The organism is Streptomyces sp. NPDC090741 (genome assembly GCF_044769045.1).
Lineage (GTDB): Bacteria > Actinomycetota > Actinomycetes > Streptomycetales > Streptomycetaceae > Streptomyces.
Genome location: NZ_JBIVXF010000003.1, coordinates 278,994 through 293,720, shown reverse-complemented (window position 1 = coordinate 293,720; position 14,727 = coordinate 278,994). Strand labels below are relative to the sequence as shown.

The 14,727-nt window shown below is 70.7% G+C and carries 17 protein-coding genes; 13 read left to right on the top strand and 4 right to left on the bottom strand.

The genetic code is table 11. The annotated features are described in order from the left end of the window. Positions 1–274 precede the first annotated feature (274 nt). Positions 275–487, top strand: a complete 213-nt coding sequence (locus ACIQU4_RS10970) for a MarR family transcriptional regulator (RefSeq protein WP_403728531.1) — start codon at positions 275–277, stop codon at positions 485–487. A 57-nt stretch (positions 488–544) separates the two neighbouring features. Here ACIQU4_RS10970 and ACIQU4_RS10965 read toward each other — a convergent pair whose 3' ends face one another. After that, complete coding sequence (locus tag ACIQU4_RS10965; protein ID WP_403728165.1) at positions 545–2,380, bottom strand: glycoside hydrolase family 15 protein; 1,836 nt, start codon at positions 2,378–2,380, stop codon at positions 545–547. 134 nt (positions 2,381–2,514) lie between these two features. Next, complete coding sequence (locus ACIQU4_RS10960; RefSeq protein ID WP_403728164.1) at positions 2,515–2,946, bottom strand: ester cyclase; 432 nt, start codon at positions 2,944–2,946, stop codon at positions 2,515–2,517. Between the two features lie 194 nt (positions 2,947–3,140). Here ACIQU4_RS10960 and ACIQU4_RS10955 point away from each other — a divergent pair, with 194 nt between their 5' ends. The 4 genes from ACIQU4_RS10955 to ACIQU4_RS10940 all read left to right on the top strand — a co-directional run bounded on the left by ACIQU4_RS10955 (position 3,141) and on the right by ACIQU4_RS10940 (position 5,370). Continuing rightward, on the top strand, positions 3,141–3,794 hold the full coding sequence (locus ACIQU4_RS10955) for a TetR/AcrR family transcriptional regulator (protein ID WP_403728162.1): 654 nt from the start codon (positions 3,141–3,143) through the stop codon (positions 3,792–3,794). A 98-nt stretch (positions 3,795–3,892) separates the two neighbouring features. Then, a complete protein-coding gene (locus ACIQU4_RS10950; protein WP_403728160.1) occupies positions 3,893–4,360 on the top strand; it encodes an ester cyclase in 468 nt (155 codons plus the stop codon). Positions 4,361–4,398: 38 nt separating this feature from the next. Next, positions 4,399–4,974, top strand: coding sequence for an NADPH-dependent FMN reductase (locus tag ACIQU4_RS10945; protein ID WP_403728158.1), 576 nt, complete (start codon positions 4,399–4,401; stop codon positions 4,972–4,974). 21 nt (positions 4,975–4,995) lie between these two features. Beyond that, positions 4,996–5,370, top strand: coding sequence for a nuclear transport factor 2 family protein (locus tag ACIQU4_RS10940; protein WP_403728156.1), 375 nt, complete (start codon positions 4,996–4,998; stop codon positions 5,368–5,370). Here the strand turns inward: ACIQU4_RS10940 and ACIQU4_RS10935 are convergent. Beyond that, complete coding sequence (locus tag ACIQU4_RS10935; RefSeq protein ID WP_403728154.1) at positions 5,367–6,584, bottom strand: alpha/beta hydrolase family protein; 1,218 nt, start codon at positions 6,582–6,584, stop codon at positions 5,367–5,369. The genes ACIQU4_RS10940 and ACIQU4_RS10935 overlap by 4 nt on opposite strands. A gap of 90 nt (positions 6,585–6,674) precedes the next feature. Here ACIQU4_RS10935 and ACIQU4_RS10930 point away from each other — a divergent pair, with 90 nt between their 5' ends. The 8 genes from ACIQU4_RS10930 (at position 6,675) to ACIQU4_RS10895 (ending at position 13,831) form a co-directional block, all read left to right on the top strand. Beyond that, positions 6,675–7,265 (top strand): TetR/AcrR family transcriptional regulator, encoded by a 591-nt coding sequence (locus ACIQU4_RS10930; protein WP_403728152.1) that lies wholly within the window; start codon positions 6,675–6,677, stop codon positions 7,263–7,265. 363 nt (positions 7,266–7,628) lie between these two features. Beyond that, positions 7,629–8,627, top strand: a complete 999-nt coding sequence (locus ACIQU4_RS10925) for a hypothetical protein (RefSeq protein WP_403728150.1) — start codon at positions 7,629–7,631, stop codon at positions 8,625–8,627. A gap of 41 nt (positions 8,628–8,668) precedes the next feature. Beyond that, entirely contained in the window at positions 8,669–9,679 is a 1,011-nt protein-coding gene (locus ACIQU4_RS10920) for a TauD/TfdA family dioxygenase (RefSeq protein WP_403728148.1), read from the top strand. Positions 9,680–9,897: 218 nt separating this feature from the next. Further along, the gene (locus tag ACIQU4_RS10915) at positions 9,898–10,113 is read left to right on the top strand and encodes a DUF6243 family protein (RefSeq protein ID WP_403728146.1); all 216 of its coding nucleotides are present in this window, start codon (positions 9,898–9,900) and stop codon (positions 10,111–10,113) included. Between the two features lie 425 nt (positions 10,114–10,538). After that, positions 10,539–11,144 (top strand): phosphatase PAP2 family protein, encoded by a 606-nt coding sequence (locus tag ACIQU4_RS10910; protein WP_403728144.1) that lies wholly within the window; start codon positions 10,539–10,541, stop codon positions 11,142–11,144. After that, complete coding sequence (locus ACIQU4_RS10905) at positions 11,141–11,797, top strand: phosphatase PAP2 family protein (RefSeq protein WP_403728142.1); 657 nt, start codon at positions 11,141–11,143, stop codon at positions 11,795–11,797. The genes ACIQU4_RS10910 and ACIQU4_RS10905 overlap by 4 nt, the downstream gene beginning before the upstream one ends. 1 nt (position 11,798) lies before the next feature. Next, positions 11,799–12,470 (top strand): response regulator transcription factor, encoded by a 672-nt coding sequence (locus ACIQU4_RS10900; protein ID WP_403728529.1) that lies wholly within the window; start codon positions 11,799–11,801, stop codon positions 12,468–12,470. Further along, positions 12,467–13,831: a sensor histidine kinase gene (locus tag ACIQU4_RS10895; protein ID WP_403728140.1), complete on the top strand. Its 1,365-nt coding sequence runs from the start codon at positions 12,467–12,469 to the stop codon at positions 13,829–13,831. The genes ACIQU4_RS10900 and ACIQU4_RS10895 overlap by 4 nt, the downstream gene beginning before the upstream one ends. On the opposite strand, the gene ACIQU4_RS10890 is transcribed toward ACIQU4_RS10895, so the two are convergent. Then, positions 13,812–14,627, bottom strand: coding sequence for a hypothetical protein (locus tag ACIQU4_RS10890; RefSeq protein WP_403728139.1), 816 nt, complete (start codon positions 14,625–14,627; stop codon positions 13,812–13,814). The two genes, ACIQU4_RS10895 and ACIQU4_RS10890, sit on opposite strands and share 20 nt — an antisense overlap. Positions 14,628–14,727 lie beyond the last annotated feature (100 nt).

Below are 14,727 nucleotides of genomic sequence, written 5' to 3'. Positions count from 1 at the left end.
TCCACCAGGCAGGTGAGGATGCATCATCGGCGCCGCAAATGGGTGAACAGAGCCCGGCGGGCGGCTCAGGCTGCGGCGGCCGAGGCCATGCGCAGCGGTGCGAGCGCGGCGCTCCAGGCGATGACCTGGTCGAGCATCGTTCAGTACGCCGGGGCGGCGCCGCCGAGGATGATGCCGATCTTGACCATGACGCCCTCGATGACGTCCCGCAGGGCGCCCGCGGCTACCAGACGCGGCCGTCGTCGTCCGAGGTGAACAGCAAAACCACCTCGCCCTGGCCACGTACCTCGGGATCGACCGCACGGTGATGACCTACCTGATCGACGACCTCGTCACGGCCGGCCTGGTCGAGCGCCGGCTCAACCCCGCAGATCGGCGCCAGCGCAAGATCGTCACCGCCCCGGGCGTCGACGCCCTCCGCATGAGCGCCAGGCGTTCCGGACCCTGCTCGGCCGGATCGCCTGCGACGTCCGGGACACGGACTTGACCGCCGCCGCTGCCTCCTGCGACGTCACCGAATCGCCGTCCCGGCGGTGATGCTGCGTCAGCCCAGCGCGCGGTCGAGGTTGAAGGCGGCGCTGATCAGCGAGAGGTGGGTGAAGGCCTGGGGGAAGTTGCCCAGCTGTTCTCCGGTCGGGCCGATCTCCTCGGCGAACAGACCGAGGTGGTTGGCGTAGGTGAGCATCTTCTCGAAGGCGAGCCTCGCCTCCTCCAGCCGGCCTGCGCGGGCGAGCGCCTCCACGTACCAGAAGGAGCAGATCGAGAAGGTGCCCTCGGGGCCGTGCAGGCCGTCCGGGCTGGCGGTCGGGTCGTAGCGGTAGACCAGCGAGTCGGAGACCAGGTCCGTGGTGAGGGCGTCCAGGGTGGAGAGCCACTTGGGGTCGGTGGGCGAGACGAACTTGGCCATCGGCATCATCAGCAGCGAGGCGTCCAGCTCACCGCCGTCCAGGGCCTGGACGAACGTGCCCCGCTGCGCCGACCAGCCGCGCCGCATGATCTGCCGGTAGATCGCGTCCCGGGACTCCCGCCAGCGGGTCAGGTCCGCCGGCAGACCGCGGCGGTTCGCCATGCGCATCGCGCGCTCCAGCCCCACCCAGCACATCAGCCGCGAGTACACGAAGTTCCGCCGGCCCGCGCGGGTCTCCCAGATCCCCTCGTCGGGCTGGTCCCAGTGCTCGCAGAGCCAGTCCACCACGGCACCGACCTCGTCCCAGCGGTCACTGCTGATCGGCTGCCCCCACTTGTCGTAGAGGTAGATCGAGTCGATCAGCGCACCGTAGATGTCCAGCTGGAGCTGGCCGGTGGCGGCGTTGCCCACCCGGACCGGTGCGGAGCCGAGATATCCCTCCAGGTGCGGAAGCTCGTACTCGGGCAGGTCGATGCGCCCGTCGATGCCGTACATGATCTGCAACGGACCGCTCTCCCCCGTGCCCCGCAGGATGCCCCGCTCGGAGAGGAATCCCATGAACGCCTCGGCCTCCGAGGTGAACCCCAGGCGAAGCATCGCGTAGACGCAGAAGGCGGCGTCGCGGACCCAGACATAGCGGTAGTCCCAGTTGCGCGCGCCGCCGATCTGCTCGGGCAGGCTGGTGGTCGGTGCGGCGACGATCGCACCGGTCGGCGCGTAGGTGAGCAGCTTCAGCACCAGCGCGGAGCGGTTCACCATCTCCCGCCACCGCCCGTGGTAGCGCGAACCGGCCAGCCAGTGGCGCCAGTAGCGGACGGTCGCCTCGGCCTGCTCCTGTGCCTCGGCGCGCGGACACGACCGGGGCGGGACGTCGTCGCCGATCCGGTCGAGGGCGAACACGTGGGACTCGCCCTGAAGGAGCTTGAAGTGCGACCACACGTCCAGGCCGTCGCTCTCCAGGGGTGCCGTGGCGGTCAGCGCGAGCGTCAGTGACGGGGAGCGGAACACCGCCACGTGGCCTTCGAGGTGCGTGGTGTGCGCTTCGGTGCCGTAGCCGAAGCGGGGGGCGATCCGCGCCCTGAAGGGGAGGGTTCCGCGGACGCAGATCACCCGCCGGATCAGCCGGTGGCGGGCCGCCTCGCGCGACTCGTCGACCACGGGCATGAAGTCCTGTATCTCCGCCACCCCGTCCGCGGCGAAGAACCGCGTGATCAGGACGTTCGTGTCGGGGAAGTAGAACTGCCTGGTGCGGGTCGGGACCTCGGCGGCCAACTCGAACGACCCGCCCCGGTCGGCGTCGAGGATGGACCCGAACACGCTGGGCGCGTCGAAGCGCGGGCAGCAGTACCAGTCGATGGTGCCGTTCGTGCCGACCAGGGCGGTGGTACGAAGGTCGCCGATCAGGCCGTGCTCGGAGATCGGGGTGTAACGGCAGCCGTCCGCCTGCTCGAAACCAGTCGTTGCGAACGCCATACCGGCCTCCCTGCCGCTGTGGCCCGGGCCTGGAGATGAAGTCTCGCTTTCATGCTAGACCGCTACTCGAAGCGGGGTCTGGCGGAGCGGCGCGGACAGGACTCGGCGGCCGGCTCGCTTCAGGCCACCCCTGCTCACCGCGTCTGATCGGCGGTGGACGAGATCTGCTGCATGAGGCTGATCATGTCGGGGGCGACCCACTCCTCGGCGATCTTGTCGCCCTCGATGCGGTAGACCTCGATACTTCCGAAGCCGACCTGTCGGCCCGTCGCCCCGATCTGCTGGAACGCGCCCCGATGGGTTCCCTCGAAGTGGAGCAGCACCGTCACTTTGTCGCCGACGCCGAAGATGTCCCGGACTTCGATCTTCAGGTCGGGGAAGGCGTCCTTCATCGCCTGCGTGCCCAGGCGCCAGACGTCGCGGCCGACCAGCGGCGCGGGGCTGCCCGGAACGTTGGCGATGAAGTCCTCCGTCAGCATCTGCTCGGCCGCGTCGAGGTCGCCGCTCTCCACCGCCTGGTACGCGGTGCGCAGCAGGGTCATGTTCTTCTCGGGCGCGGTGGTCATCTCGATGTCCTTTCTGGGGACCGTCCCGCGAGCTCGGTGTTTGCTCCGGGCCGGGATGCCACTCAGTACAGACCCTGACGTCGCGGCAAGGTCAAGGGATCCACTGGGCTCGCGCTCGGGCTCCGCCGCGAGAGCCGCGGGGTCGCGGGGTCGCGGGTCAGCGTCGGAAGTCGTGTTCAGGCGAGCACTTGACAATGAAGTCAAGCAGTCGCTTGAGTTCTATCGTGAGGCCAGAGAAAACGGACCTTCGCCGCGAGGCCGGTCAGCGAACGCGGGGCGATCTGCTGGCGGCTGCCCTTGAGCTGCTCGCACAGCGGGGACAGGAAGGGGTGACCCTCCGCGAGATCACCCAGAGCGCCGGAGCCAACGTCGCGGCGGTGAGTTACCACTTCGGATCGCTGAAGGCGCTGTGCGATGTGGCGATCGAGCACGCGCTGGAGCGGTACCTGGACGCGCAGATCCGGGAGCTCGACGCTCTGGCGGGAAGCGCGACGCTGAGCGAGCTGGCCGAGGCCTTCGCGCGGCCGATGCTGAGCGCCCTCGTGGCCGGGGGGCGGGATCTGGCCGTGATACGGACCGTGGCGCGGGTGGGGATCGATCCGCCCGAAGGGTGGGAGAGGCTGGCCGGGAAGTTCGAGCAGGCCCGGCGGCAGGCGGTGCGCGTACTGGCGGCGAACCTTCCCGAGGTCGACGAGCGGGAGCTCGTCTTCCGTGTGCGCTGTGCGGCCGGGATGCTGAACTGGCTCGCGGTGGCACCCATCGGGGCCGAGCTGGGCGCCGAGCCCGCCGAGGAGGTGGAGCGGATGCTCATCCCCGTGGTGGCCGGGGCGCTTCAAGGAGTCCGGTGAGCGCGAAGAATTCAATCGGTTGCTTGACAAGACGGCCACCCCCTCCTCACAATTTAAATCAAAGGTTTGAATGGATTCTCTCAACGCGGGAGGGCACCATGCACACCAGCACGGAATCCGTGGTCCGGGCGGCGTACCGAGCGGCCGAGGGCAGCGTCCTGGACGTGCAGGGCTTCAGGGACCTGTTCGCCGAGGACGGCGTCTTCAACAACGTCGTCGCCGGCGAGAGCTACCGCGGTGAGCACCTTGGCGACCTGGTCGCCTTCATGGGAGCGCTCGCCCCCGACGTACACCGCGACCTGCACCGATTCCACGTCATGGGCAACGTCGTCACCGTCGAGCTGACGATCCAGGGCACCTTCACCGGCCCGTTCGAAACACCCGCCGGCACCATCCGGCCGACCGGCGCCAAGCTCAACATCCCCACCGCCGACTTCTGGTACGTCGAGAACGGGAAGATCAAGGAGTTCAACTGCTACGTCGGGCTCAGCATCATGCTCGCCCAGCTCGGCGTGGAGCCCGACTTCGCCTCCGCCGTCGCGGCGTCGACCGCCGTGCCGAGCTGAACCGCAGACGCAGGGCACTACGAAGAGGCAGGCCAACCATGCCCACCATCGGCATCATCCTCGGCAGCACGCGGCCCAACCGCGTCGGAGACCAGGTGGCACGCTGGGTCCTCGACCACGCCTCGCGCCGGACCGACGCCGGCTTCGAGCTGATCGATCTGCGCGACCACCCCCTCCCCCACCTCGACGAGCCGATGCCGCCGTCCCTCGGCCAGTACCAGAACGAGCACACCCGGCGCTGGGCCCAGGCCATCGCCGCGTACGACGGATTCGTCATCGTGACCCCCGAGTACAACCACGGCGTCCCCGGCGTGCTGAAGAACGCCCTGGACTACCTCTACGCCGAGTGGAACAACAAGGCCCTCGGCCTGGTCTCCTACGGGGCCGCCGGCGGCGCACGCTCCGCCGAACAACTGCGCCTGGTCGCCGCCGAACTCCAGATGGCCGACGTACGCCAGCAAGTCACGCTCTCCCTGCACACCGACTTCGAGAACTTCAGCGTCTTCGAACCCGGCGACCACAACCTCCATGCGCTGAACACCATGCTCGACCAGGTCATCGCCTGGACCTCGGCTCTCGCCCCGCTACGGACGGCCCCAGCTGTCGCGAACTGACCCACACGAACGGACTCCACCATGACCAGATCTGCCGCCGATCTGATGCGAGTCAACCTCCTTGAGGTGTTCAGCGAACCCGACCCGGATCGCCGGGCCGCGGTCATCGCCGAGAACTACGCGGAAGACGTGGTGTGGCACGAACCGGACCGCATCATCCGTGGGCGCACGGACTTCGCGCGCCGCGCGACAGAGTTGCTCGCCGAGAACCCGGACTGGGTCTTCCGACCCGCAGGCGCCGCGTCAGGGCTCGACGACATCGGTCAGCTCGGTTTCCGGTACGGCCCGGCCGACGGTGAACCGCCGCTGGTCAGCGGCATGGACATCGCCCGCACGAGGGACGGCGTCATCATCGAGCTCTACACGATCGTCACGGAGATCCGCCAGCCGTCCTAGGCGGTCGCGAGGGTGGTGTCGAGCCAGTCGTAGATGCGGGCGAGGGCCAGGCGCATGGCGCCGGGGTGGCAGTGAGCGCCGGCGCCTTCCTCGGCGGTGAACAGCATCAGGGTCTTGGGGCAGGTCAGGTGCTCGTAGAGCTGCTCGGGCTGACCCTTGAAGAACTCGTCCTCGGCGGCGTCGCACACGAGGGTGGGGCACTGGATCAGCTCGGCGATGCCGCCGTCGAGGGTGTAGTCGAGGTAGGAGGCGCTGAAGGCCCGGGGAGTGTCGACGCCCATCACGTACATGCCGTGGTTGATCGCCCATCGCGCGGTGGCGTCCTGGGCCGTGATCTGCTCGAAGCGTGCGTCGAGTTCGGGGGCGGAGTCCGCGCGCAGGAGCCGTTCGGCCTGGTCGCGGTCGCCGGGGACGTGGCGGGTGGATATCTGGCCGAGGTCGTAGACGCCGTCGACGGCGATCAGGGCGGCGAGGCGGTGCTCGAAAGCGGCCGCCCTGGGGGCGAGTACGCCGCCCATGCTGCTCCCGAGCAGCGCGATCCGGCTGTTGTCGACCTCGGGGAGCGTTTCGGCGAAGTCGATGACCGGGGTGATGACGTTCTCCCAGTCCGGGCGGAAGACCAGGCCCTGGTGGTGGCGGGGGCCGGGCTGCCCTGGGCCGTCGAAGGTCAGGACCGTGTACCCGCGCTCCACGGCGGCCAGCGCGCCGCTGAAGTGGAGTTCCTCGGCGGTGCCGTCGAAACCGCTGTGCATGATCAGGGTCGGGCGGGGCGTGCCGGAGTCGTCGGCCCGGTAGAGGTAGCCGGGGAGGGTGGTGTCCTCGTAGGGGATGCGGACCGGTTCGATGCGCGGGGTGTGGAGCGCGGCCGCGGCCTGGAAGCAGGCCACGCTGCGGTCGTAGGCGTGGTCGTGGCGGGGGTCGCACGGGTGGCCGTGCTGGAAGAACTCCGCCGACCGGTAGTAGTTCGAGGCACGCAGGAATCCGTCCCGGGCGCTGATGGTGTGGCCCGCGTCCAGGGCCCGCTGGGCTTCGGCGGCCACCCGGTCGGCGGTCGCCATCCACTCCTCGTGCCAGCTGTCGTAGTCGCCTTCCTTGATGCGCTCGGCGGTGGAGACGACCTCGCCGAAGTCGGCGCCGCCGTAGGCGATGTGGCTCATCGAGCGCAGGGTCTCGTACCAGAACTGGGGGTTGCCGGGGAACAGCAGCGGCTTCATCACACTCTCCTTAAGCACAGATCTGTGCGTATGGCAGGACTGTAGACCTGCGGGCGCGGTTAAGCAAATAGTTGTGCTTACGATGTGGGGGTGACTTCGAAACAGCCGGCCCCGCGCCTTCGCAAGAGCCCCGAGCAGGTCCGCTCGGCGGTCCACCAGGCCGTCATCGACCTGCTGTCCGACCCCGAGGGCGCGGACCTCACCATCCCCGCGGTCGCGCAGCGCGCCGGGGTGAACCACACCAGCGTCTACCGGCGCTGGGGCAGCCGGGAGGCGCTCCTGGCCGACGTGGTCGTCACCCGCCTCGAACGGGACTGGCCGCTGGCCGACACCGGAACCCTGCGCGGCGACCTGACGGCGTGGGCCGAAGCGGGCGTCGCGAGCATCCGCACGCCCGAAGGGCGACTGCTCATCCGCGCTGTCGCCCTGTCGATGCCGGGCAGCGCCACGGCGCAGGGGGAGCGCGCGCAGCAGTTCGAGCGCCGCATCGGCGCGATCGAGCGCATCCGCGACCGCGCCGCTGCCCGCGGCGAGGTCCCCCCGCCCCTCGACCAGATCCTCGACCAGCTCGTCGCGCCGCTCTACCTGCGGGCGATCTTCGGCATCGACCCGCCGGCCTCCGGCTACCCGGAACTCCTCGTGGACCGCCTCCTCGGCAGCACGGCCACACCACAGCCCTGACCCACGTACTGCCCGGCCCCACGCTCACCACCACGACACCGGCGCCCGGCCCGGCCCGGCCCGGCCCGGCCGGCCTGATCCTGCGCCGACCCGTGGGGCTCCACGCCAATTGGTAGAAGACGGAGTCCGCGGGGCGGACCGGGCTCGCCGCCGCCGCCTCCCCGGCCAACTCCGGTGCACCGCACAGGAATGGTCTTGCGGATCAGGTTTCGTGCGGAGTGTTCGTGGCGAAGTACTTCAACCATGGGCTTATCACCGGTTGCCGGTCATCCTGCTGTCGCTGTCTTCCGAGAGCCCCGAGGCGGGCGGCCCGTCCCGGTGTTGGGCCCACGGGTCGATACCGAGGCGGAGCGGACCGCGCGCGTGCTGGCCGCGGTGTCGACCCATGCCGGACCTGCCGAGCGCACCCTCGCGCTGCGGCAGGCTGCCACGATCGCCGGCGAGTTGGCGGCCGCGCTGACGGATCTGGCTCCGGCCGTGGTCGGTGAGGGGCTGCCGGCGGAGTCGACCAGTCAGTCGTTCTTCCGGGTCCGTGAGGGGGAACTGTCGGATCAACAGGCTGCCCTGCACGGTGTCATGGTCATCCACCGAGGTCTGGAAGATCTCTGTGATGCTCCGCTGTCAGGTTCCGACCTGGCGCTGGAGGTGACCGGGATGCGGCAGTCGGTGCTCGATCTCACCGGCGCAGCGCCATGCGCCGACCCTGACTCCGTCCCGCCGGTGGCCGTCCCCGAGGCCGGTGCGGGATCGTCGTTGGAGAGCGTGTGGAGTGCCCGGTGGCTCATCGGTCACCAGGTCCATGTCCTGTTCAACGTCTGCGCCGCGGTCGCCGTGGCCGACGCCGCCCACCATCTGCGGCACGGCGACGGCGACGCCGCGCTCACGCGGCTGGCCGATGCGACGGTGTACGTGCGCGGCTTCCCCGCAGCGATGGCCCACGCCAGTACGATCCCGGCCGACTACTACATGGCGGCGATACGCCACACCATGGCGCCTCCGTCGGTGGACATCCCGTTGAGCGGGCGCCAACATCGCGGATACAAGCTGTTCCGGGCGGCGATGAAGGACCTGCTGTCGGTGGTTCCCGACTCCTACGAGCACTTGGCGGCCCGCGCCCCGGAGCTGGCCGAGGCGCGGGGTGCTCTCCTGGAAGCCGACATCGTGGACGGTGAACGGCACGTCACCCTCGCGTACTCGATGGTGCATCTGCGCCGTTCCATCGCTCAGAAGCCCGAAGGCCCCGACAACGCGGTCGCCGAACTACGGCTCATGCGCCATCGCCGCGCGGCCCAGTACGCCTCGCTGATCCGATTCGGGGACCACTACATCGCCGACGCCGTGGCCGGCCTGCGCCACTCGTGAGTCCGCGCGTCCGCCGCCCACGCCCCCGGCAGGAGAGCCCGATGCCCGAGACGACACCCGACACCACCCGAAGCACCGTCCTCGCCGCAGACCTGGAGCTGGATACGGCCGATGCCGCCACGTGCGAGCGGCTGGCCCGCACCCTGTGCACCCGCGGGCACGACCGGGTCGACAGCCCCGAGTGGGTGGCCCGGGCCCGGGACGCGTGGGAAGACCTTCCGCTACTGCTGCGCCGTGAGGTGCGCCGGTTCAGAAGGCATTCCGGCCCGTACGGCACCTTGGTGATCCGCGGCCTGCCCGTCGATCAAGGGGCCCTGCCCGCGACACCGACCGTACCGGGATCGGTCCAGCGCCAGGCCACCCTCTCGGCGGCGGTGCTCACCATGGTGGCATGCGGGCTCGGCGAGCCCCTCGCCTACCTGGCGGAGAAATCCGGCGCCCTCGTGCAGGACGTCGTGCCCGTCCCCGGGCAGGAGACCTTCCACGGCAACGCCGGATCGGTGCCGCTGTCCTTCCACACCGAGAACGGCTTCCACCCCCACCCACCCGACTATGTGGTCTTCCTGTGCCTGCGTGCCGACCACGACCGACGCGCGGGCATGCGCATCGCCGGCATCCGCCAAGCACTGCCGCTCCTCACTCCGGCCGACCGCCAGGCCCTGTTCGCGTCGGAGTTCCTCACCACACCACCACCCTCCTTCGGCCCCGACGCTGCCGCGACCGAGTCCGGTGTCAAGCCCCGACCTGTGTTGTCGGGAGCAGTCGAGGATCCCGACATACGCATGGCCCAACTCGTCACCACCCCGCTCACCCCTCGGGCCGCAGCGGCGCTGGCCGAATTCGGCCGCGCCTGCGAGGCGACCGCCCGCACTCTGCGCCTGACACCCGGCGACCTGGTCGTCATCGACAACCGCGTCAGCGTCCACGGCCGCACCGCCTTCCACCCTCGATACGACGGAGCGGACCGCTGGCTGCAACGCACGTACGTGACCACCGACCTGCGCCGCTCCCGCGACCACCGCCCCCAAGACGGCCACATACTCGTCCGCTGACCAGCCAAATCGTCGCCGCGGGGCCGGCTGCGGACCAGCCCGCTGCGAAAGAGTTGGTGTGCGGGGCCGACGGAACCGGGTACCGTCTTTGTCATGTTCTTCCAGAGGCCGATTTACGAGTGAGAGCGTGACGGGCCCCTGCTGACGTCCTTCGACGTCGCCGCCCGTCCCCCACCGATGAATCCGTAGATCACTTCACATCATTACCGGGAGAACCCGTGACCGTGAGCAAGAACATCAACAACCCCGTGGGCCAGGGCGGCGGCCAGCGCAAGAGGCAGTCCCGCGCCGAACGGCAGAACAACGGTCCGCACCGCAACCTCGACCGCCGGGGTGCCGCCGACCAGAAGGCGGAGCTGGTGCGCAAGATGCGCGAGAAGGCAGCCGCAGGCGAGGGCGCCGGGCAGGCGGACGACGACACCGCACAGAGCTGACGCACCGCCGCCGCAGGGCGGCACCGCACGGGCATGGAAAAGGCCGTTCTCTCACGTGTGAGAGAACGGCCTCCGACGTGCGTAAACGCTGGTCGGGACAACAGGATGTCGCTCAGCCGGCGTACGGCGCAGCCGCCGCACCTGCGTTCTGACCGCCTGACGGAAGGGTGCGTTCCGGCGGGGTCCGTCCTCGGACGTATCCCGCGTCGCCCGCCCGTTCCAGATCACCGGCGGGTGCTCGATCGGCTGACGACACGGCCACTGATCCCGCCCTTACCCCACGACCGTCTACAGTGCAGTAGACGTGCGGCGGGGATACCTCTTGCCGTCGTCGGCCTGGTCGTCGCCCAATCTCCGCTGCCCCTGACGATCGAGCCGCTCCGCTCCCACCGGACCGGCAGCAAGTACCAGAACGGAACCGTTTGATGTCACCCCCGTACGATGGCTCGCGCATCGACGGCTCCGCCTACACCGACGTGATCGGCCTCACCCACCGCGCTCCGGGCTGGCTGGACACGGTGATCTCCGCCTGGTCGACCTACGGACTGGCCCTGTTCGCCCTGCTGATGCTGGCCGGGTGGTGGCGGGCCCGGCGCGCGGGCACGCCCGAGGCGGTCACAGCCCTCGCGGTACCACTGATCACGCTCCTCGCCTTCGGTATCGATGCCCTGGTCAAGCTCGCCGTGCGCGAGGACCGGCCGTGCCGGACCCTCCGGGTGGTCACCCTGGAAGCGTGCCCCGCGCCCGGTGACTGGTCCTTCCCCAGCAATCACGCCGCCCTCGCCGCCGCGGCGGCCGTCGCGCTGCTCTTCGTATCGCGCCGGCTCGGCGCCGTGGCCCTGATCGCCGCCGTCCTGATGGCCGCCTCCCGGGTTTGGGTGGGCGCGCACTACCCGCACGACGCCCTCGCCGGATTCCTTGTCGGCGCGCTCGTGGCCTTCGTCTCGGCCCGGACCGTCCGGCGGCATCAAAAGGCACTGGCCGGGCGGTTGAAGAGCAGCCCGCTGCGCCCGCTCCTGGCCGCCGCGTGAACCGCGCCCGGCTCGTCCGCCGGACCGGGCTGGTGGCCCTGACCTCCGCAGTGCTCTTCGCGCTGCTGACGGTGTGGGTCGTACGGGCCCCGGGCCACCTGCTGCCCTCCGATGCGGGCCTGCACCGCTGGTCCGTGGAGCACCGCCCCGCCGTCGCCTCGGCCCTGGCCCGTGCGGTCACCGACACCGGCACCGGTGTCGTCCCGTACGCCCTTCTCCTGCTGGCGGGCCTGTACGCGGGCCGCACCACCCGGGAGCGCGCCTGGACGGCGGCCGCCCTGATGGTGTGCCTCGGCGTGGGCCAGGCCCTGCGGTACGCGGCCATGACGGTGATCGCCCGCCCGCGCCCCGCCGTCGGCGACTGGGCCGCGCACGCCTCGGGCTGGTCCTTCCCCTCCGGCCACACCACCACCGCCGCGATGACCGCCGGACTCCTGGTCGCAGCGCTGTTCCTGCGCGGTTCCCCGGTACCCCGCACCGCGCTCGTCCTGATCGGGGCCTGGGGGGCGGCCGTCGGCCTCACCCGCGCCTATCTGGGGGTCCATTGGTTCACGGACGTCATCGGGGGCTGGCTCTTCGCCACCGCCTGGCTGTCCTTCCTGGCCTTCGTATACCTGTGGCGTACGGGTGACCAGCCGGCGCCCGCCGTCTGACGTGCGCCGGCGCATCCTCGTCGTCGAGGACGACCACGCGCTCCGGGACGTACTGCTGCGCGGCCTGCGCGAGGAGGACTTCGACCCGGCCCCCGCGGCTGACGGGGCCGGCGCCCTGCGGCTGGCCGGGGACGGCTTCGACGCGGTCGTCCTGGACGTCGGGCTGCCGGACGCGGACGGCCGGGACGTCTGCCAGGCCCTCAGGGCCCGCGGGTTCCTCGCCCCCGTCGTCTTCCTGACGGCCCACCACCACCTCACCGACCGGCTGACCGGATTCTCCGCCGGGGGCGACGATTACCTCGCCAAACCCTTCCACCTCACCGAGCTCGCCGCCCGCCTTCGGGCCGCACTCAGGCGGGCAGGCCCGCGCACGGCCGCCACGGCCGCCACGGCAGGAGACCTGCTGCTCGATCCGGTCCGCTACACCTGCACCGTCGCGGGGGCGCCCGTGCGGCTGACTCCGACAGAGTTCCGGCTGCTGGCGGTGCTCATCGCCGCCGAGGGCGGCCTCGTCGCTCGCCGTGAGCTCATCCGGGCCGGCTGGCCCGAGGGCGCCCAGGTCAGCGACAACACCCTCGACCAGTACCTGAGCCGGCTGCGCCGCAAGCTCCGTACCGCCGGCAGCGAACGGACGCTCACCACCAGCCGCGGGATGGGGCACCGCCTGTCATGAACCTCCTGAAGCACGGCCGGCTTCCCCGCACCCTGCGCGGTCGGCTCTCGCTGGTCGCGCTCGTGGCGGCGTCACTCCTGATGATCGTGCTCACCGTCGTCTTCAACGCCGTCGTCCGCCAGCGGCTCCAGCAGCAGGCGGACGACCACCTGCACACCCGGGCCGCAGCGATCGCCGCGACGGTGGACACCACCGGACCCGCGGCTCGCGTCGTGGAAGTACCCAACGACGACGTACTCGACGCCGACGTCTGGATCTACGCGGGACCCGTGCGGCTGGAGACCCCGCCCGGCGCAGCCGCCGAAGGACCGCTCAGCCGGGCCGCCGACGCCCTCGCAGCCGGTGGAGGCCGACGCTGCGCCACCGTCGGGGACCGGGAGCCGGTCCGGCTGTGCGTGCAGTCGGTCGCGGGCGAGGGGACCGCACCGGCCTCCGTGGTCACCGCCCTCGGTCTCGCCCCCTACCGCGGTTCCGCGGACACCGTGCTGTACGCGTCGCTCGCGCTGGACGCGGCCGTGCTGGCCTGCACGTACGCGCTGACCCACCTCGCGGTGGGCCGCGCGCTGCGTCCCGTGCGCACCATGACCGAACAGGCCACCGCCTGGAGTGCGGCGGCTTGCGACGACCGGTTCGGCGACGCCCGACGGCCCGACGAACTCGCCCGGCTCGGAAACTCGTTGGACGCCCTGCTGGACCGCATCCGGTCGGGGCTGCGCCACGAGCAACAGCTCACCCGGGAGCTGTCCCACGAGCTGCGCAACCCGCTCGCCCGGGTCATCGCCGAACTCGACTGGTGGCAGAGCCGGCCGCGCTCCCCCTCCGAGACGCAACGCGCCTGCACCGCCATCGAGGGCGCCGCACACTCCATGGTCACCATCTGCGACACCCTCCTCGACGATGCCCGTGGCAGTGCCACCACCCGGCGCGGCAGCGCTGACGTCCGGTCCGCGCTGATCCAGCTCAGCGGCAGGGTCTCCCCCTCGGGCTCGGTCGATGTCCGGGTCTCGGCCACGGCCGAGGGCCTGACCGCCGGCGTCCCGCAGGCCCTCCTCGAACGGGCCGTGAGCCCCGTGCTCGACAATGCCCTGCGGCACGCCCGCTCCCGCGTCCTGTTGAGCGCCTGCCGCCGGGACGGGAGGATCCACGTCGAGATCACCGACGACGGGCCGGGCGTGCCGCCTCGCTTCACCGCAGAGCTCTTCCTCCCGGGACGGCGCGCAGACCCCGGCGACGGACACACCGGAGCGGGCCTCGGGCTGCCGCTCGCGCGGCGCCTGGCCCGCTCCGTGGGCGGTGACGTCCACCATGACGAACGCCACGGGCCCGGTACGCGGTTCGTGGTCACACTGCCGGCCGGGTGACCTGTTCCCCGTCCGTCACATCGCGCCGGGACACCGCGAGGAACACCACGAGGGCCAGGATCACCGCGAGGAACAGCGCGCTGGTGATCACCGTACCGAGCCCCAGGCCGCCGTCGTCGGCGGGCTGCGACAGGAAGTCGCCCACCGAGGCACCGAGCGGGCGGGTGAGGACGTACACGGTCCAGAAGCTCAGCACCGTGCCCAGCCCCATGGTGTAGTGCGTGAGCGCGATTACCGCGATGACCAGGCCGAAGAGCACTGCGGCGACCCAGTATCCCAGGGACATCCGCTCCGCCACGAGGTCGCCGGCCGCGGTGCCCAGCGCGAAGGTGAACAGCACCGCCGCCCAGTAGAACCCCTCGCGGCGCACCGAGTCGACGCGGTAGATCGACAGCGTCCCCTCCGCCTTGAACCAGAGGGCGAAGGTGGCCGCCAGGGCCAGCGCGAACACAGCGGTCGTGACCTCCAGCGCGACGCCCAGGTTGTCCGTGAGGTTGTCGCTGATCAAAGTGCCGACGATGCTGACCAGTACCACGACCAGCCAGTAGACGCCGGGGTGGTAGGCGGCCGTACGGAACTGCGCGATCAGGGCCAGCACCAGCAGGGCCGCCATCACGAGGGAGGTGCCCGTGAGGCCCAGGCCCAGCTGCGCGTTCAAGAAGTCGGCCGCGGTCTCACCCACGGTGGTGCACAGCACCTTGATCACCCAGAAGTAGGCGGTGATCTCGGGGACCTTGTTGCGTCGGGCCACGGTGGGCGCGGGCGAGCCGTAGGACGCTTGAGTCTCGTATGTCATACCGCGGACGCTGCCTGCTGCTGCCTGAACACATCCTGAGCGCTTTCGGCCGCGACGGCCCGAATGCCGCGGCCCGGGACCGCGCCGCGCCTACGCTCCC